Origin of the sequence: Cupriavidus sp. P-10 (genome assembly GCF_003402535.2) — a bacterium.
Taxonomy (GTDB): domain Bacteria; phylum Pseudomonadota; class Gammaproteobacteria; order Burkholderiales; family Burkholderiaceae; genus Cupriavidus.
In genome coordinates this window covers 2,272,581-2,290,739 of record NZ_AP025170.1, presented here as the reverse complement: position 1 = coordinate 2,290,739, position 18,159 = coordinate 2,272,581, and the positions used below count along the sequence as shown (strand labels likewise).

At 66.9% G+C, this 18,159-nt stretch carries 11 protein-coding genes and 6 tRNA genes; 10 read left to right on the top strand and 7 right to left on the bottom strand.

The genetic code is table 11. The annotated features are described in order from the left end of the window. Positions 1 to 13: 13 nt before the first annotated feature. Positions 14 to 943, bottom strand: a complete 930-nt coding sequence (locus tag CTP10_RS10525) for a patatin-like phospholipase family protein (RefSeq protein ID WP_116322029.1) — start codon at positions 941 to 943, stop codon at positions 14 to 16. A 243-nt stretch (positions 944 to 1,186) separates the two neighbouring features. On the opposite strand from CTP10_RS10525, the gene gltX reads away from it, so the two are divergent. From gltX to CTP10_RS10490, 7 genes are all read left to right on the top strand, one after another. Beyond that, the gene (gltX, locus tag CTP10_RS10520) at positions 1,187 to 2,593 is read left to right on the top strand and encodes a glutamate--tRNA ligase (RefSeq protein ID WP_116322030.1); all 1,407 of its coding nucleotides are present in this window, start codon (positions 1,187 to 1,189) and stop codon (positions 2,591 to 2,593) included. A 274-nt stretch (positions 2,594 to 2,867) separates the two neighbouring features. After that, positions 2,868 to 2,943 (top strand) — tRNA-Ala (locus CTP10_RS10515). 66 nt (positions 2,944 to 3,009) lie between these two features. After that, positions 3,010 to 3,085 (top strand) — tRNA-Glu (locus CTP10_RS10510). A gap of 68 nt (positions 3,086 to 3,153) precedes the next feature. Further along, positions 3,154 to 3,230, top strand: a tRNA-Asp gene (locus CTP10_RS10505). A 188-nt stretch (positions 3,231 to 3,418) separates the two neighbouring features. Further along, positions 3,419 to 3,494: transfer RNA gene (locus CTP10_RS10500), tRNA-Ala, on the top strand. A 104-nt stretch (positions 3,495 to 3,598) separates the two neighbouring features. Next, positions 3,599 to 3,674: transfer RNA gene (locus CTP10_RS10495), tRNA-Glu, on the top strand. A 68-nt stretch (positions 3,675 to 3,742) separates the two neighbouring features. Continuing rightward, positions 3,743 to 3,819, top strand: a tRNA-Asp gene (locus CTP10_RS10490). Between the two features lie 117 nt (positions 3,820 to 3,936). Here the strand turns inward: CTP10_RS10490 and CTP10_RS10485 are convergent. The 6 genes from CTP10_RS10485 to trxA all read right to left on the bottom strand — a co-directional run bounded on the left by CTP10_RS10485 (position 3,937) and on the right by trxA (position 10,620). Further along, on the bottom strand, positions 3,937 to 5,289 hold the full coding sequence (locus tag CTP10_RS10485) for an MATE family efflux transporter (RefSeq protein WP_116322031.1): 1,353 nt from the start codon (positions 5,287 to 5,289) through the stop codon (positions 3,937 to 3,939). Between the two features lie 115 nt (positions 5,290 to 5,404). Continuing rightward, positions 5,405 to 7,192 carry an ArnT family glycosyltransferase gene (locus CTP10_RS10480; protein ID WP_116322032.1) on the bottom strand — a complete coding sequence of 596 codons (1,788 nt, stop codon included), beginning with the start codon at positions 7,190 to 7,192 and terminating at the stop codon, positions 5,405 to 5,407. 263 nt (positions 7,193 to 7,455) lie between these two features. After that, positions 7,456 to 7,719, bottom strand: coding sequence for a type B 50S ribosomal protein L31 (locus tag CTP10_RS10475; protein ID WP_116322033.1), 264 nt, complete (start codon positions 7,717 to 7,719; stop codon positions 7,456 to 7,458). A gap of 189 nt (positions 7,720 to 7,908) precedes the next feature. After that, positions 7,909 to 8,760: a M90 family metallopeptidase gene (locus CTP10_RS10470; RefSeq protein WP_116322034.1), complete on the bottom strand. Its 852-nt coding sequence runs from the start codon at positions 8,758 to 8,760 to the stop codon at positions 7,909 to 7,911. Between the two features lie 90 nt (positions 8,761 to 8,850). After that, positions 8,851 to 10,113: a transcription termination factor Rho gene (gene rho, locus CTP10_RS10465; RefSeq protein ID WP_042886485.1), complete on the bottom strand. Its 1,263-nt coding sequence runs from the start codon at positions 10,111 to 10,113 to the stop codon at positions 8,851 to 8,853. Positions 10,114 to 10,293: 180 nt separating this feature from the next. Further along, positions 10,294 to 10,620, bottom strand: a complete 327-nt coding sequence (gene trxA / locus CTP10_RS10460) for a thioredoxin TrxA (protein WP_029046118.1) — start codon at positions 10,618 to 10,620, stop codon at positions 10,294 to 10,296. Between the two features lie 463 nt (positions 10,621 to 11,083). Between trxA and CTP10_RS10455 the strand changes: the two genes are divergently transcribed. The 3 genes from CTP10_RS10455 (at position 11,084) to CTP10_RS10445 (ending at position 18,055) form a co-directional block, all read left to right on the top strand. Next, positions 11,084 to 11,356: a hypothetical protein gene (locus CTP10_RS10455; protein ID WP_116322035.1), complete on the top strand. Its 273-nt coding sequence runs from the start codon at positions 11,084 to 11,086 to the stop codon at positions 11,354 to 11,356. Between the two features lie 172 nt (positions 11,357 to 11,528). Next, the gene (locus tag CTP10_RS10450; protein ID WP_116322036.1) at positions 11,529 to 14,414 is read left to right on the top strand and encodes a PD-(D/E)XK nuclease family protein; all 2,886 of its coding nucleotides are present in this window, start codon (positions 11,529 to 11,531) and stop codon (positions 14,412 to 14,414) included. Further along, positions 14,411 to 18,055, top strand: coding sequence for a UvrD-helicase domain-containing protein (locus tag CTP10_RS10445; RefSeq protein WP_233528289.1), 3,645 nt, complete (start codon positions 14,411 to 14,413; stop codon positions 18,053 to 18,055). The genes CTP10_RS10450 and CTP10_RS10445 overlap by 4 nt, the downstream gene beginning before the upstream one ends. Positions 18,056 to 18,159 lie beyond the last annotated feature (104 nt).

The window sequence follows — 18,159 nt, the reverse complement described above, 5'->3', positions numbered from 1 at the left end:
GCGCCGGGCGCCGCTATTGCGTGGCGACCGTACTGGCCGGCTGCAGCCGCGCCTGCTCCAGCTTCTGCCGCAGCGCGGCCATTACCGCGGCGGTTGCCTGTTCGCCCGCCAGCACCGCGCGGTTGCGGGCATTGAAATCGCTCCCGCCCATGTCGGGCAGTTCCGGGCGGATCACCACGTCGGCGCGCGACAGCGCTATCTTGTTGATCGACTGGCCCATGATCGCGGTGGTCTGCAGCAGCACACCGCTCTGGCCGGCGTTTTTCTGCGCCGACGGCTCGGCGGAGATATTCACTGCGATGACGAAGTCGGCGCCCATGCTGCGCGCCGAGTCGACCGGCACCGGCTCGACCAGGCCGCCATCGACATAGTCATGTCCCTGGATCGACACCGGCTGGAACACGCCCGGCACGCTGCTCGACGCGCGCACCGCCTGCCCGGTATTGCCGCGGCGAAACAGGATCTTCTCGCCGGTCTTCAGGTCGGTGGCGACGATGCCCAGCGGCAGTTTCATCGCTTCGATCGGGCGGTTCTGCACCTGGCGGTTGACATAGTTCTGCAGCGCCTCGCCCTTGAGCCAGCCGCCGAAGCGGGTGCCGAAGGGCAGGGCCCAGTCAGCGATCGACGCCTCGTCCATGGTCAGCGCCAGCTTGTTCAGCCTGAAGCCATCCAGGCCGCTCGCGTACAGCGCGGCCACTACCGCGCCGGCGCTGGTGCCGGTCACCAGGTCGGCATGGATGCCTTGCGCCTCGAGCGCCTTGATCACGCCGATATGGGCAAAGCCGCGCGCGGCACCGCCGCCGAGCGCCAGGCCGATCTTGATCGGGCGCGGCCCGGGCGGGGTGGCGGGCGTGAGTGCCACCGGCGGCGCGGGGCGCGGGCCGAACGCGCAGCCCGCGAGCAGGGCAGCTGCGGAGAGGCCGAGGAAATGACGTCGTTGCATGAAGCGGGATCAGTAAATCAGGTGTGGTGGCCGGTATTGCGGCGGCATGTGATGTCGACATTACTCAATGCCTGGCGACCGGCTGGATTTCAGACCGCCGCAAGCATAAATGATTCCGCGCGCGCCGGGCGCCGCGGCACGTTCGGACCCGGGGCGCGGCAGTACGCATGGGTATAATGCAAAGCCTGCACATACCAGCCCGCGCGCCCCTGCGCGCGGGCTTTCTTGTTTCTGCCCCTGACCATGACCCAACGCGTCCGCACCCGCTTTGCGCCGAGCCCGACCGGCTTCATCCACCTCGGCAACATCCGCTCCGCGCTCTATCCCTGGGCCTTCGCCCGCCGCATGAAGGGCGACTTCATCCTGCGCATCGAAGACACCGACGTCGAGCGTTCGTCGCAGGAAGCAGTCGACGTGATCCTGGAGAGCATGGCCTGGCTGGACATGGACATCGACGAGGGCCCGTTCTACCAGATGCAGCGGATGGACCGCTATCGCGAGGTGGTGGCGCAGATGGTAGACGCCGGCCTGGCCTACCGCTGCTACATGAGCACCGCGGAGCTCGACGCCCTGCGCGAGGCCCAGCGCGAGCGTGGCGAGAAGCCGCGCTACAACGGCTTCTGGCGCCCCGAGGAGGGCAAGGTCCTGCCCGAGCCGCCGGCCGGCGTGGATCCGGTGATCCGCTTCAAGAACCCGATCGGCGGCAGCGTGGTGTGGGACGACGCGGTCAAGGGCCGCATCGAGATCTCCAACGACGAACTCGATGACCTGGTGATTGCGCGCCCGGACGGCACGCCTACGTACAACTTCTGCGTGGTGGTGGACGACCTCGACATGAAGATCACGCACGTGATCCGCGGCGACGACCACGTCAACAACACCCCGCGCCAGATCAACATCATCCGCGCGCTGGGCGGCACCGCGCCGGTGTACGCGCACCTGCCGACCGTGCTGAACGAGCAGGGCGAGAAGATGAGCAAGCGCCACGGTGCCATGGCCGTGACCGGCTACCGCGACGAAGGCTACCTGCCCGAAGCCGTGCTGAACTACCTGGCGCGCCTGGGCTGGGCCCATGGCGATGCCGAGATCTTTTCGCGCGAGCAGTTCGTCGAGTGGTTCGACCTGGAACACCTGGGCAAGTCGCCGGCGCAGTACAACCCCGAAAAGCTGGCCTGGCTGAACAACCACTACATCAAGGTTGGCGACAACCAGCGCCTGGCCGGGCTGACGCAGCCGTTCATCGAAGCGCTCGGCGGCAAGGTGGAAGGCGCCGACCTGGTCGGCGTGGTGGCCCTGGTGAAGGATCGCGCCAACACGCTGAAGGAAGTCGCGCAGGCCGCGCTGCTGTTCTATCGCGGCGAGCCGCAGGCGGATGCCGCGCTCAAGGCCGAGCACCTGACGCCGGAGATCCAGCCCGCGCTTGCCGCGCTGTCCAGCCAGCTGGCCGCGCTGCCGGAGTGGAAGCGCGAGGCTATCAACGCGACCTTCAAGGCGGTGCTTGGTGAGTTCGGCCTGAAGATGCCTAAGCTGGCCATGCCGGTGCGCCTGCTGGTGGCCGGCCAGCTGCAAACGCCGAGCATTGACGCCGTGCTCGAACTGTTCGGCCGCGACATGGTGCTGCGCCGCCTGGGCGCCGGCATCGCAGCGTAAAAAATCTCGCAAAACACCGTGCCGGGGGCTTGCGCTCCGGCACGGAGTTGCGCATAATCTCGTTCTCCCTGCAGCGCGGTCCCTGACCAAGCGGGCTGATGGATCCGAAAGGATCCACGCGATCTCGGAGCTTTTTAGAAAGCAAAGAGAAAAGCGAAAAAGTTAAAACGGGAGCTTGCAAAGATTAGTAGTTGATATATAATCTTGGCTTCGCTTGAAACGGCAGTTAAATCAAGCGAAAACAACGCAAGTTGCAGTAAATTAGCAGTACCATGGGGCTATAGCTCAGCTGGGAGAGCGCTTGCATGGCATGCAAGAGGTCAGCGGTTCGATCCCGCTTAGCTCCACCAAGATTTGGGTGGCATCCAGTCAGTATCGGATGGCGCCAGACGGAACAAGTTGAAAAACAAGTTTCTGTCCCCTTCGTCTAGAGGCCTAGGACATCACCCTTTCACGGTGAGTACAGGGGTTCGAATCCCCTAGGGGACGCCATAACAGTCGGACGTAACCAGACGTCCAGCGCGTCACCAAGAGCTTTGCTCGAGGTGGCAGCCGACTAAGGAGTGGTAGTTCAGTTGGTTAGAATACCGGCCTGTCACGCCGGGGGTCGCGGGTTCGAGTCCCGTCCACTCCGCCAAATCTAAACCCGCATGGTTAATCGCCATGCGGGTTTTTCTTTTAGGGTGAGGGATTATGTTGATAATCGCCACGGCAACAGTAAAAAATGTTGCAATCGTTGCGGAAATCGATATATAATCCTGACTTCGCTGCAAACACAGCAGTTTGTGAGAGCGGCGAAAGCAGTATCCAGGCAGTTACCCGTATGGGGCTATAGCTCAGCTGGGAGAGCGCTTGCATGGCATGCAAGAGGTCAGCGGTTCGATCCCGCTTAGCTCCACCAAGGATTCGGGAAGCATAAAAAGATGCTTCCCAGGCGCGAAAAAGTCTGTTAGAATATTGGACTTTCCAGCGCAAGACAGAAAACGCGTTGTAAAACAAGTTTCTGTCCCCTTCGTCTAGAGGCCTAGGACATCACCCTTTCACGGTGAGTACAGGGGTTCGAATCCCCTAGGGGACGCCAAAACAGCCGGGCGTAATCAGACGTCCAGCAGTCGTTTCAAGCCACATGCCTGAAACGACGCCGACTAAGGAGTGGTAGTTCAGTCGGTTAGAATACCGGCCTGTCACGCCGGGGGTCGCGGGTTCGAGTCCCGTCCACTCCGCCAAATTAAACGCCCGCGCAAGCGGGCGTTTTTCTTTTCAGCTCCAGGTTTTTCCTCACGCATCGGTCCGGATGCACGCCTGCGGCAAGCGCAGGCGCGTGATCGAAGCATGCGGCCGGCTCAGTCTTTGACTTCGGCACTTACCCGCGCGAAATACCGCACCAGCAATCCGCCGGCAATGGCGAGGCTTGCACTGTTTGCGAGCCAGAACCCGCTGGCGCCATGCGTGAATGCCGGAAGGCCTTCGACCAGACCGAACCCCAGCACATAGCCGCCGCCCAGCCCGATGCCCCAAAGCGACCCCGCATAGATCAGCGTCGGAATCACCGCGATCTTGTAGGCCCGCAGGATAAACGCCGTCATCACCTGCACGGCATCGAACGCCTGGTAGAAGGCCACGAACAGCACCAGCGGCAGCGCGGCCGCCACCACGGCGGGATCGCTCGCATAGGCGTGCAGGATGGGTTCGCGCAGCAGCCACAGCAGCACGCCGGTCAGCATCGCCAGTGCCACGGCCGCGCGGATGCCGCGCCAGGCAATGCGGCTTGCGCCGGTGAGATCGCGTGCCCCGATATGCTGCGCGACCAGCGTCGATGTGGCGATGCCCAGCGACAACGGCAGCATATAGGCGACTGCGCCCAGATTGGCGATGATCTGGTGCCCCGCGAGCGTGACCGTGCCCAGCCGCGTGATAAAGATCGACATCAGCGTGAACGAGGTGATCTCGATCAGGTACGTCAGCCCCATCGGCACGCCCAGGCGCAGCAGCGCACGCAGCGGCGCGGCTGCCGGCCAGCTCCAGGTGGCGAAGATCCGCAGCGGCTGGTAGGCGGCGCTGTAGCGCAGGATCAGCAGCCCGGCGATGCACCACGTCCAGCTGATCAGCGTCGAGGCCAGCCCGCATCCGGGCCCGCCCATGGCAGGGACGCCCAGGCCGCCGTGGATAAACCAGGCGTTGAGCGGAATCTTCAGCGCCAGCCCGCCGACCTGCAGCACCGTGACCATGATCGGACGCGACAGCGCATTGTTGAGCGCCGAATAGATACGGAAGCCGAGCGCCGCGGGCAGACCGAACGCGCCGAAATGCAGGTAGGCGGTGGCCTTGACGACCAGTTCGGGCGGCGCCTTGGCGAAAGCCAGCAGCGGCGCCGGGAAGGCCAGCAACAGCACGCCGGGGATTGCCAGCGCGGCACCGAGCCACGCGGCCTGCCGCACCTCGGCGCCGATCGCCTCGACGCGGCCGGCGCCATAGAGCTGGCCGGCGACAGGCGCCAGTGCCTGCAGCACGCCCATCAGGCTGATATAGACGGTGATGTAGATCGAGCCACCCAGGCCGACGGCGGCGAGGTCGGTGGCGGAGGCGCGGCCAGCCATCACAGTGTCGATGACGCCGAAGGCGATCACGGCCAACTGGCCGGCCAGTACCGGCGCGGCCAGGCCGAAGATGCGACGAAGGTCTTGGAACAGGGTCATTCAGGCCTCAGGGGCAATGTCAGGGGCGTTGACCGGGCACGATGCCCGCAGCCGCCTGCGGCCGGAATGGTTCGATGGCGCTGCGGTGCGCTGCGGGGCTCGTGCCGGTGGTGGGTCAGGGCTGCCGCGGCAGGCGGCGGCGCGGCAGGTCAGGGCGCGGGTGCACGGCGCGCGCGGTATCGACCAGCCGGTACATGCGGAAGCGCTCGTCGCGGTCCGCCGGGCGACGGCCTTCCCAGATCAGCCGCCACTCGAAGTGCGAGATATTGCCCGGCTCGCCGTAGTCGACCGCATCGTGGCGCAGCAGCACGTCGCAGCCGTCGCTCGGGCCACCGAAACGGACATGCCCGAAGTAGGCGAACGAAGCCAGCTGCGCATCGCCCATGCGGATCGGCTGCACGCAACGGTACGCGGGCGGCAGCGCCATTGCCGCGGCCTGGGCCACGTCGCGGTAGGTCTTGCCATAGTTGATCGACGGCAGCCACAGCGTCATCGCCATCACCCACATCAGCGTGGTGCCGGCCGCGGAAATCACCACCGGCCGCCAGATCTGCTTGGGCGCGCGCGACAGCCGCCAGCGCACGATCAGCACCCAGGCAATGGTCGCCGCCAGCGCGATCAGCACCGCGGTGATGGTGAACTCATGCTGGTAGCCGGGCAGCTGGCGGAACACGTTGCGCGCGACGCGCGGCGGCCAGCCGGTGGTCTTGGCGATCCACATGAACCAGACCGTGCCGCCGAAGATGGTGAAGAACAGCAGCGCGAACCAGTCGATTGCGTTGATCACGCCGCGCGCCAGCGTAGGCAGCGCGAAGGCCGCCAGCACGGCCATGGGCGGCAGCAGCAGGATGAACTGCACATCGCCACCGCTGCGTTGCAGGAACAGCAGCACAACCACCGGCAACAGCACCGCCAGCGGCATCGCCACATGGGCGGCGCGGCGCATGCCGGCCCAGGCAACCCAGGCCCATGCCGCGATCGGCCACACCGGCCACGTGTACAGGAACAGGTTGCGCATGTTGAAGCCGAACGTCTGCGTATTCGGCGACCCATAGTTGCGCCGGTCGTAGCGTGCCCATTCGCGGATGTAGGTGACCGCCTCGGTGCGGTCCGCCGCGCCGAAGTAGGCCGCGACCAGCCAGGCCAGCACGATCAGCAGCGCCAGCGGGATGCCGATGGCAGCCAGGCGCCGCCACGGCAGCGGCTTGCACACCAGCACGCAGACGGCGGTGCCAAACAGCAGCGCCAGGGGCAGGATGGGGCCGCTGGCCAGCGCCAGGCCGCCGAGCGCGGCGCCATAGACCAGGCTGCCCATCAGCGGCTTGTCGAGGCTGCGCACCAGCGCGTACAGAGCCAGCGCGATAAAGGCCACCTGGCCGACCTGTGGCGTCGTTTCATGCCCGCGCATGGCCAGGCCTACGCAGGCGAGGAAGATCAGCAGCGCGCCGTCGGCCAGCGTACGGCCATAGTCGCGCGCATTGGGCTGTCCGCCGAACGCGTAGGCGTACGGCTGGACCTCGTCACGCCGGCCCAGCAGGTAGGTTGTGTACCAGATGCAGGCGCAGGTCGAAAAAAAGAACAGGGCGGTGGCCAGGCGCGCGGCGTCGGTGGGGCCCAGCCAGCTGCCGAAGCCGCGGATCATGATGGCGCCAATCCAGAACACCAGCGGGCCGTCCTCGGTAAACGGACGGCCGACGATGTTCGGCATCAGCCAGTCGTGCAGGCCGCCGGTGGCCAGTTGCCACATCACGCCGAAGCCGGCGGCGTCCTCGTTCTTCCACGGATCGCGGCCGAACAGGCCGACCAGGCCATAGATGATGCAGATCGCCAGCAGCAGGGCGCGCGGCAGGGCGCCGGTCGCGGCAGCGGTCAACTGGACGGGTGAGGTATTGGCTTGACGCATCGATGCTCAGGTCGGGCCGTGGCGCAATGGCGCGAAGGCCACAGTATCGCGCATGCGGCGGCCGCGAGGGCCGTGACATGCCGTTGAAGCCTCACGCAGGTGAGGGATTCCGGTGGATACAACAGTGCCGGCGCCGGCTGGCCAGGGGCGCGCAAACGGCGGGCACAAAAGAAAAGAGGCAGCCGATGCTGCCTCTTTGCTGGTTCGCGTCGGCCCGGAGCATCTGTCCGCGGGCCGCGCGAAGCGGGGTTCGCCGAAAGCGATTACTTCGCAGCCGCCTTGCCCAGCTTGCTGCCGAACTTCTGGCGGAACTTCTCGACGCGGCCGGCCGTGTCCATGATCTTCTGGGTGCCGGTGTAGAACGGGTGCGATTCCGACGAGACTTCGATCTTGGCCAGCGGGTATTCCTTGCCGTCCTTCACGATCTTGTCCTTGGTCTGGATAGTCGAGCGGGTGATGAAGCTGAAGTCGCTGGACATGTCCTGGAACACGACTTCGCGGTAATTCGGGTGAATGCCTTCTTTCATGGTGAGTCCTTTCTGGTTGGGTAGCCAGTCCGTTGCGATCCGCTTTACCGCTGAAAACACGACGCGTCGACGAACGAACCACTTGCCGGTAACGGGCAAAACGGGATTATGGCAGAAAAACAATAACTTGGGGAAGGGGGGAAGGCATATCGCGCGCTGTCTGCTGGTTGGCCGGCCATGCCTTTTTATTCACATCGCGGCGGGATCCTGACGGTAAAAGGAGGCCAGCGACTGGTAAACAACCGGCCAATGCCGGGCCAGCCCGCCAGGCTCGACAAAAAATGCCTCGGACGTCACCGCAAAGAACTCGCTGGGTGCCTCGCTGCCGTAAGGGTCGATGATGCGCAACGCCGGCGGCAGCCGTTCCGGATGCTCCCAATCCGACTCATCGCGCGCGTCCCAGGCCTCGGCAAACCGGTCGTACTCGGTCAGGAAGGTCTCGGCCCAAGCTGCAGCATCGATATCCGGGTGCAGCACGCGCGAGAAAGGCGGCACCCCGTCCGGCTCCCCGTCGAGCATGTCCAGCTTGTGGGCAAACTCGTGGACGACCACGTTGTAGGTGTCGGCCGGCAACTCATGGTCGCTGTCGATGCCCGCGCCCGGAGTGTGCACGTCAGGCCAGGACAGGATCACCGGCCCGTGCTCCCAGGCTTCGCCGCTGGCTTCCTCGACCACGCCGTGCACCAGGCCGATCTCGTCCTGCACGGTCCGGCGGATGATGAATTCGCCCGGATAGAGCACGATGCCGCGCCAGCCCCGATACCACGCCAGCCCCAGCTTCAGGATCGGTACGCACGCCTGAACAGCGACGCTGACGACCATGTCGTCGGCCAGCGGCAGCTCATGCGCCGTCGAGTATTCCTTCTCGGCGATAAACAGGGTGGCCAGTTCGCGCAGCGCGGCCAGGTCTTCGCTGCCGTAGCGCTGCACGAAAGGCAGCGTGGCGACGGTGCGCTCCCACAGGTCATCGGGGATCGCATAGTGCTCCAGCTTGCGGGCCCTGGAGCGGGTGCGCAGGAATGTAGTCAGTTTGCCGAGCATAGAAACCCATCGGACACAAAAAAGGCGTGCCGTGGCACGCCTTCCTGTCCATCTTGCGGCGCGTCCTGGTGCAGTACGCCGCAGCGAGGCTTAGCCGCCTCTGCGCATCATATCGAAAAACTCTGCGTTGTTCTTCGTGGCCTTCATCTTGTCCATGATGAATTCCATCGCCTGCACTTCGTCCATGTCGGAGATGAACTTGCGGAGCACCCAGATTTTCTGCAGGATTTCCGGCTTGATCAGCAGTTCTTCGCGGCGCGTGCCCGACTTGTTCAGGTTGATCGACGGGTAGACGCGCTTTTCCGCCAGGCGGCGTTCCAGGTGCACTTCCATGTTGCCGGTGCCCTTGAACTCTTCATAGATCACGTCGTCCATGCGGCTGCCGGTTTCGATCAGCGCGGTGGCGATGATGGTCAGCGAACCGCCTTCTTCCAGGTTGCGCGCGGCACCGAAGAAACGCTTCGGGCGCTGCAGCGCGTTGGCGTCGACACCACCCGTCAGCACCTTGCCCGAGGCCGGCACCACCGTGTTGTAGGCGCGCGCCAGGCGGGTGATCGAGTCCAGCAGGATCACCACGTCGCGCTTCAGTTCGACCAGGCGCTTGGCCTTCTCGATCACCATTTCGGCGACCTGCACGTGGCGGATGGCCGGTTCGTCGAAGGTTGATGCCACGACTTCGCCGCGCACCGAGCGCTGCATCTCGGTCACTTCTTCCGGGCGCTCATCGATCAGCAGCACGAACAGGTCGGCTTCCGGATGATTGTTGGCAATCGCGTGCGCAATGTGTTGCAGCATCACGGTCTTGCCGGACTTGGGCGATGCCACCAGCAGCGCGCGCTGGCCGCGGCCGATCGGCGCGATCATGTCGATGATGCGGCCGGTGATGTTCTCTTCAGCCTTGATGTCGCGTTCGAGCGTGAGCGGCCGGTTCGGGTGCAGCGGCGTCAGGTTTTCGAACATGATGCGGTTCTTGACCGCTTCGGGCGGCTGCCCGTTGACCTTGTCCACCTTCACCAGCGCAAAGTAGCGCTCGCCGTCCTTGGGCGTGCGTACCTCGCCTTCGATCGAATCGCCGGTATGCAGGTTGAAGCGGCGGATCTGCGACGGGCTGATATAGATATCGTCCGTGCTGGCCAGGTACGAAGTCTCCGGCGAGCGCAGGAAGCCGAAGCCGTCGGGCAGAACTTCCAGCGTGCCGTCTCCGAAGATGGTTTCGCCCATCTTGGCGCGCTTCTTCAGGATCGCAAACATCAGTTCTTGTTTGCGCATCCGCTGTGCGTTGTCGATCTCGAGCGTTGCCGCCATTTCGAGAAGCGCAGACACGTGAAGCGATTTGAGTTCTGTCAGGTGCATAGACGAGGGGTACAGATTTGCCCGGACGGGCGAGACTGAAAGAGAAGGGGGAAAAATGAGCGAACGCTCGGGGAGTTGTTGGTGGCATCTTAGCACAATCCGACCGGTGCGCCAGGGTGTGGTGCACGCACGTCGGATCGTGACAAAACCGGAGCGGTTGGTTTCGCTCCGGCGCGCAGCTTACAGGTTGCCGTCGAGGAACGCGGTCAGTTGCGACTTGGACAGCGCGCCGACCTTCTGGGCCGCGACTGCGCCGTTCTTGAACAGGATCAGCGTCGGGATGCCGCGGATGCCGAACTTGGCCGGCACTTGCTGGTTTTCATCGACGTTGATCTTGGCGACCTGCAGCTTGTCGCCATAGTCCTTGGCGACTTCGTCCAGGATCGGGGCGATCATCTTGCAGGGGCCGCACCATTCCGCCCAGAAATCGAGCAGGACGGGCTTGTCGGACTGGAGGACGTCGGCGTCGAAGGAGGCGTCGCTCACATACTTGATTTGTTCGCTCATGGCGGAAAACCTCTGGTTTCGCTCTGTTTATGTTGAAGGCTGGGAAACTGGGTAGGGCAGAACCGTAACCTTACACGAGATTGCGCGGACCCGCCGGGGACGCCTTTGCCGCCTGCCGGCTGGCTCTGGCGGCCGCAGCCGCGCCCGTTGCTGGCGATATGTTACCAGTTTGCCGATTTTCAAGACCGGCCCTGGGACTGGGCTGAAAACGTCGCCGGCAACGGTAATGATTCTGCTGCAATCGGGTGATTAGTAGAAATGCTTATTTTCAATGGCGCCAAGAGATTCCGGCAATCGGCGTGGGTGCCATGGCGTGCACATGCGGGCGCGGCGCAGTGCCGGATCCGCATTGCGTGCGCGTAGAATAGAAAGCGGTCGGCGGGCCGCGCACCGGCCCGCCGGCCCTCACGTACCCTGCTCTTCCGAGAAGGTCATCGAGAAGGTCATCGACAAGGTCATCGACATGAACACCGATCCCCGCAAGCCTACCCAGCCCGAGTCCGGCCAGGCGCCGGACGTGGACCACCTGAGCGATGCGCTGGACCATATCAGCAGCGCGGTCGAGACCAACAGCATTGCCAGCGGCGCCGCCAAGGGCCTGGTCTACAGCATCATCGAAACGCTGGGTACCCTGGTGGGCGACCCGGACCTGCCCGAACACGCGCGCTCCGGCTATGAGGGCTTGCTCGAAACCGCGCGCGAGATCCGCGCCCGGCTGGAGGGCGGCACGCACTGAGCGGTCCGACCCCCGCCGGCGGCGCCGGGCCCTTGGCGCCGATGCCGTTGCCTGAAAATCGCCGCCCGCCATGCTGGCCGGCGGCGTCCGGTATTTTCATTGCCTTGTTCCCCGACGTCTTCCCCGACCGACGCAGTTACCGCAGCCACGCCGCGCTGCGGCCCATGAGCCCATGACGTCGCTAAGTTTTCGCCCTGGCCCTGATTTCCTCGAGCAGGCGGCCACCGCTGCCTGGTTTTTCATGGACCGCTGCGGCGCGCCCGAAGCCGCCGCGCACGTGGTGGTGCCGACCGCCGCGCAGATTCCAGGTGTGCGCGAGGCGCTCGACGCCGCCGCGCGTGCTGCCGGGCGGCCGCGCCTGTTGCCGCGCGTGCTGACGCTGGGGCACTGGCTGCTCGACCTGCCCCCCGACGGCACGCCGGTGCGCAGCCACGCTGCACGGCTGCTGGCGGTGCAGCAGGCAGTGCGCGGGCAGGACTGGCTGCGCCGCGCCTTTGGCGCGCAGAACGAGACCGCGGCGTGGGGCCTGTCGCAGACGCTGCTTGCGATTTGCGACGAGCTGAATGCGCGCTGGCTCGAGGACGCTGCCATCCGCGATGACGACGACATCGACGGCGACGACCGCGCCGCGCTGCTGCAGGGGGCGCTGGAACGCACCTACTCGCACCTGTCCGAACGCTTCCTCGGCGAAGAGGCGCGCATCGTGCTGGCATTCTGGCAGGCACTGTCCGGGCCGGATGATCCACTCCCGGCACGGCGCCGCGCGCTGCGCGAACTGTCGCAGCCATTGCGCGGCCCGGTGATCTGGATCGCGCCGACTCCGCCCACGCCGCTTGAAGCCGCGTTCCTGCGCGATGCCGCCGAACTGGTGCCGGTGCTACAGGTCGGCTATGACTGGTCGGGGCAGGGCGAAGCGCACGCCGACGCCGACTGGTACCAGACGCTGCTCTCGCTGTGGCCCGAAGCACGGATTGCCGAGACCGAAGACGCCATTGCGCCGCCGCCCGCCACGCCGGCACTGCCCGAGCAACGCCCGGCCATCCGCGTGATCGGCAGCGCGCGCTTCGAGGACGAAGCCGCGGCCGCAGCGGCGCAACTGGTGCAATGGCTCAATGAGGGACGCCGCCAGGTCGCGCTGGTAGCCCACGACCGCGTGGTGGCGCGGCGTGCGCGAGCCCTGTTGGCCCGTGCCGGCGCACCGGTACGCGACGAGACCGGCTGGAAGCTGTCGACCACCCGCGCGGCCGCCGCGCTGATGCGCTGGTTCGACCTGCTGGTGCGCGACGGCGATACCGCGGCGCTGCTCGACCTTTTGAAAAGCCCGTTCTGCCTGCCCGATTTCGCCGAGCGCGGTGCGGCCATCGCGCTGCTGGAGCGCCAGGTGCGGCGCGAAGGCATTACCGGCGGCTGGCCGCGCCTGCGGCAACTGTTCGGCACCGCACCGACCAGCGCGCCCGAACCTGGCAGCGACGAGGAGGAGGCAGCCGAAGCGCCGCGCCGCGCCGCGCGGGCGCTGGTTGCCGTGCTGGCCGACGAGGCGGCACGCTGGCCGCGCGGACTTGCGCAGCATCCCCTGGCAACGTGGCTGGAGCGGCTCGACGGCATGCTCGACGGCCTCGGCATGCGCGCCGCGCTGGCAAGCGACGATGCGGGCAACCAGCTGCTCGATGCACTGGCGCGGCTGCACGAGCTGCCGCTGGACGAAACCGGCGGCCATGCCACGCTTTCGCAGGGCGAATTCCGCGCCATGCTGTCGGCGCTGCTCGAATCAGTGGCCTACAAGGAGCCATCCGCCAGCGGCCCGGCGCGCATCACCATCCTGCCGCTGAACGGCGCGCGCATGCGCCGTTTCGAGGGCGTGGTGATCGTGGGTTGCGACGACGCGCAGCTGCCATCGAGCGCGGCCGAGCTGATGTTTTTCTCCAACCAGATGCGGCGCGAGCTGGACCTGGAGGACCGCGAGGCGCGCTTCGCCCAGCAGGCGCGCGACCTGGCCGAAGTGCTGCTGAACAATGCCGATGTGGTGATGACCTGGCAGCGCTACGGCGGCCGCGGCGAACCGCACCACGTGTCGGGCTGGATCGAGCGGCTGGCGGCATGCTGCGCCCGTAGCGGCGTCATCATCGACAGCAACGCCGTGCCGCAGGCCTACGAAACCTTCGCCGAACCGCAAGGCATGCCCGCGCCGTCCGCGTTGCCGGAACTGGTGCCGCAGCGCTGGAGCGCGCAGGCCTACAACATGCTGCGCCGCTGCCCGTATCAGTTCTTCGCCGGCCGCATGCTCGGCCTGGCCGGGCTGGAGACTGTCAGCGACGAACTGGAAAAGCGCGAGATCGGCGAGCACCTGCACCGAGTGCTGCTGCGCTACCACAAGGACCTGCACACGCGCCGCGAGCGTGGCGAGACGCTGGTGCAGGACCAGCGCCTGGCGCGGCTGCGCGAGATCTCCGACGATGTGTTCGGCGCGCTGATGGCCGAGGACGGCAATGCCATCGCCTACTACCGCCGCTGGTGCGAGGTGCTGCCCTCGTATGTCGCCTGGCAGTCGGCGCGCGAGGCCGAGGGCTGGTTCTGGCGCGGCGGCGAACTCGATGCCGGCATCGACCTGCCCATGCCCGACGGCCAGCCGCTGCGGCTGACCGGACGCATCGACCGCCTCGACCAGGGGCCGGACGGCGCGCATGCGGTGCTGGACTACAAGACGCAGAGTGCCACGCGGCTCAAGCGCAAGCTGGCCGAGGTCGAGGAAGATTGCCAGCTGCCGTTCTACGGGCTATTGCGCGCCGATGCGGTGGATGGCAGCTGGGTGTCGCTCGAAGGCGCGAAGGAGAGCGCGCGCGACACCTCGGCGGCGGCGCAACGCGAGGTCGGCCTGCCCGACTTCCAGGCCGCCGTCACCTGGCTCGAACGGCAGATGCGCCATGACGTGATGCGCCTGCGCCAGGGGGCTAAGCTTCCAGCATTTGGCGATGCCTCGGCCTGCGTGTATTGCACCGCCCGCGGCCTGTGCCGCAAGGGCTTCTGGGAATCTACCGCCGTGCCGGTGCTGAAAACATGATGGTCCACGATCCACTCAATACCCAGGTCCAGCCTTACCAGCGCGATGGCCATCCGGTGTCGGAGGCCGATTTCACCCGCGCGGCCTGCGATCCCGCGCGCTCCGTCGTGGTCGAGGCCTGTGCCGGCAGCGGCAAGACCTGGCTGCTGGTGGCGCGCCTGGTGCGCCTGCTGCTGGCCGGCGCCGCGCCGCACGAGATCCTCGCGATCACCTTCACGCGCAAGGCTGCTGAAGAAATGCGCGACCGCCTGCTGGAAGTGCTGGCGCAACTGTCGCGCGATCCCGACGAGGACGTCATCGCTGCGCTGATGCAGCGTGGCCTGACGCCGGAGGCAGCGCGCGAGGCGCTGCCGCGCGCGCGCCGCCTGCATGCGCAGGTGCTGGCCGCACCCGGGCGCATGGCCATCGACACCTTCCACGGCTGGTTCGGCACGCTGCTGCGCGGCGCGCCGCTGGCGTCGGGCATCGTGCCCGGCGCGTCGCTGCGCGAAGATGCCTTGCGCATGAAGCGTGAAGCGTGGGCGCCGGTATGGCGCGCGCTGGCCACGCCGCAGTACGAAGACCTGCGTGCCGCCTGGGAAACGCTGGTCGACACCGTGGGCGACTTCCAGGCGCGCGCGCTGCTCGACGCCATGTTCCATGCGCGCAGTGAATGGTGGGCGATGCAGGAGGGCGGCAGCCCGCTGCAGGCGCTGGGCGACTGCCTGGGCGAAGACGCGCAGGGCGACGTGCTGCTGCAGGCGCTGGCCGACGAAGGCTGGCGCGATGCGTGCGAGACGCTGGCGCTGCGCCTGGGCGCCGGCGGCAAGACCGAACAGGCCCATGCCACGCGCATCACTGACGGGCTGATGGCCATCACAGCGTGGCGCGAAGCCGGCGCCGCGCCGGGCAAGCCCGCCGATCGCGTGTTCGGGCAGTTGCGCGCGGCCTTCTTCACCACCACGGGCGAGCCGCGCTCGCTGCGCCGGACCAACGCGCTGGTCAAGGCAGCCGGCGGCGAGGGCATGGTCGACACGCTGCTCGACCAGCACGCGTCCATCTGCGCGATGCTCGACGAGATCGCCGCCCGCTGCTGCGAGGCCGCGGTGCTTGCCATCAACCAGGCGCTGTTCTGCATCGGCGACGCGTTGCTGGCGCGTTACCAGCAGCACAAGCAGGAACAGCGCGCGATGGACTTCGCCGACCTGGAATGGCAGGCCGCGCAGCTGATGTCCGACGAAGAGACTGCGACGTACCTGCAGGTGCGGCTCGACGCACGCTACCGCCACCTGCTGCTCGACGAGTTCCAGGACACCAACCCGCTGCAGTGGCGCATCCTGCAGGGCTGGCTGGCCGGCTACGCGGGTTTGGGGGAGCGCCCGACCGTGTTCCTGGTGGGCGATCCCAAACAGTCGATCTACCGCTTCCGCCGCGCCGATGCACGCCTGTTCGGCGCAGCCGGCGAGATGCTGCGCGACGCGTTCGGGGCGACGGTGCTGCGTACCAACCGCACGCGGCGCAACCGTGCCGAGGTGCTGGACTGGGTCAATGCCGTGTTCGACGCGGCGCGTGCCGAAGGCCGCTACCCGCTGTACGAGACGCAGACCTCGGCGCTTGCCGAAGGCGGCGGGCCGGTGTGGCTGCTGCCGATGGTGGAGGCCGACAAGGCTGATGACAAGGCTGATAACAGCCGCGAGGCGAGCGACAAGGACGCGCGGGCAGAAGACGCGGAAGGCACCGACACGCACGGCGACACGCACCGCGACACGCTGCTCCAGCCACGCCGGCAGGCCGGCGATTCGCTGCGTCTGGAAGAGGGCAGGCGTGTGGCCGCCTGGCTGCGCCATGTGCGCGACACCGTGCCGGTCCACGAGAACGGCGGCACGCGCCCCGCGCGCTGGAGCGACATGCACCTGCTGGTGCGCCGCAAGACCCACCTCGCGGACTATGAGCGCGCGCTGCGCGAAGCGGGCATCCCATGCCTGAGCCCGCGCCGCGGCGGCCTGCTGGCCACGCTGGAAGCGCTGGACCTGTCGGCGTTGCTGGCCTTCCTGATGACACCGGAGTCCGATCTGGATCTCGCGCATGTGCTCAAGAGCCCGCTGGTCGGCGCGACCGACGATGACCTGCTGGCCCTGGCGCAGCTGGAAGGCGAGGGCGGCTGGTGGGCGCGTATCGAAACCAACGGCCTGCCCGAGCACGTCTCGGACGCATTGCGCGACGGCGTGCCGCGGCTGCGCCAGTGGCTGCGCATCGCGCCGCACCAGCCGGTGCACGACCTGATCGACCAGATCTTCCACGGCGGCGAAGTCCGGCGCCGTTATGCCGAAGCCGCGCCGCCTGATATCCGCGAGCAGGTGCTGGCCAATCTCGACGCCTTCCTGAAACTGTCGCTCGACCTCGACGGCGGCCGTTATCCGAGCCTGCCCAAGTTCATCGACGAGTTGCAGGAAATCCGCCGTGGCGACGAGGGCGAGAGCCCTGACGAAGGCGGCATGGGCGACAGCGCCGAAGACATCGAACCGGCCGAGGACGATGCCGCCTTCGCCGGCCTCGATGCGGTCCACATCCTGACGGTGCATGCGGCCAAGGGCCTGGAGGCGCCGTTCGTGGTGCTGCTCGATGCCAACCACAGCGATCCTGCCGCGGACAAGGGCGGGATCCTGGTCGACTGGCCGCCGTCATCGCCGGTGCCGCGGCATTTCTCGGCGTACGGCAAGCGCAGCGAGCGCGGCCTGGCGCGCGCGCCGATGTTCGAGGCCGAGGCCGCGCTGGGCGAGCGTGAGAACTGGAACCTGCTGTACGTCGCCATGACGCGGGCGCAGCAAGGCCTGCTGGTCAGCGGCGTGAAGGGCCGCACCAGCCGCGCCGCCGCCGGCGAGAACAACGCCGAGATTGCCGGCAGCTGGTACGTGCGGCTGCAGGCCGCGGGCGTGGGCGAATTGTTGCCCGCGTACCCCGGGCAACTTGCGCCCGCGGGCGGCGGCGATGCGCCCGTGCCGGCGCGCCTGAGCGAGCCGGTGCGCTTTACCGACTTCCGCCTGCGCTACCGCGACGCCGGTGCGCTGCCATCGTTCGAGGACGACGCGCAGGCCGAGGAAGAGCCGACGGAACACGACGGCATCGTCTTCAACGCCGCGGCGGCCCGCCATGGCGAGCTGGTGCATGCCTTGCTGGAGCGGCTGACGCGCTATCCGGAAACCTTCGCCGGCATTCCGGACATCGACACGGTGCTGCGCTGGTTCCCGCTGACCGGCGCGCACACTCCCGGGGCGCGGCAAGCGTGGCGCGAGCAGGTGGAAGAAGCGCTGGCGGCGGTGCGTGTGATGCTGGGCGCGCCGGCACTGGCACCGCTGCTGTCGGCGGATGAGTCCGGCAGCGCGCGCAATGAAGTCGAGCTGTATGACGCGCGTGGCCGGCTGTTGCGCATCGACCGGCTGGTGGAGTTCGAAGATCGGGTCGTCATCGTCGACTACAAGCTGCGGCTGCTGCCCCAGGAGCACGCGGCCTATCGTGCGCAGCTGGGGCGCTACGTGGCTGCGGTCGCGCCGCTGTTCCCCGGCAAGCGGATCGAGGCCGGCGTGGCCACCGCGGACGGCGAGTGGATTCCCGCCGAGCGCCTGGCACCGCCGATGCTGACGCAACAGGGTTCGTTGTTCTGAGTGGCGCGCGCGCCGGACAGCTCCGGAGAATCGGCGCAGAATGGCCCTGGGTGCGCCGTGTGGGGCGCACGCCTGCGGGCCCGCTGTACTAAAGTGACAGGGAC

Coding starts and splice junctions, on each gene's coding strand:
- CTP10_RS10525 (WP_116322029.1), bottom strand. CDS start 943: ATGCAACGACGTCATTTCCTCGGCCTCTCCGCAGCTGCCCTGCTCGCG.
- gltX (WP_116322030.1), top strand. CDS start 1,187: ATGACCCAACGCGTCCGCACCCGCTTTGCGCCGAGCCCGACCGGCTTC.
- CTP10_RS10485 (WP_116322031.1), bottom strand. CDS start 5,289: ATGACCCTGTTCCAAGACCTTCGTCGCATCTTCGGCCTGGCCGCGCCG.
- CTP10_RS10480 (WP_116322032.1), bottom strand. CDS start 7,192: ATGCGTCAAGCCAATACCTCACCCGTCCAGTTGACCGCTGCCGCGACC.
- CTP10_RS10475 (WP_116322033.1), bottom strand. CDS start 7,719: ATGAAAGAAGGCATTCACCCGAATTACCGCGAAGTCGTGTTCCAGGAC.
- CTP10_RS10470 (WP_116322034.1), bottom strand. CDS start 8,760: ATGCTCGGCAAACTGACTACATTCCTGCGCACCCGCTCCAGGGCCCGC.
- rho (WP_042886485.1), bottom strand. CDS start 10,113: ATGCACCTGACAGAACTCAAATCGCTTCACGTGTCTGCGCTTCTCGAA.
- trxA (WP_029046118.1), bottom strand. CDS start 10,620: ATGAGCGAACAAATCAAGTATGTGAGCGACGCCTCCTTCGACGCCGAC.
- CTP10_RS10455 (WP_116322035.1), top strand. CDS start 11,084: ATGAACACCGATCCCCGCAAGCCTACCCAGCCCGAGTCCGGCCAGGCG.
- CTP10_RS10450 (WP_116322036.1), top strand. CDS start 11,529: ATGACGTCGCTAAGTTTTCGCCCTGGCCCTGATTTCCTCGAGCAGGCG.
- CTP10_RS10445 (WP_233528289.1), top strand. CDS start 14,411: ATGATGGTCCACGATCCACTCAATACCCAGGTCCAGCCTTACCAGCGC.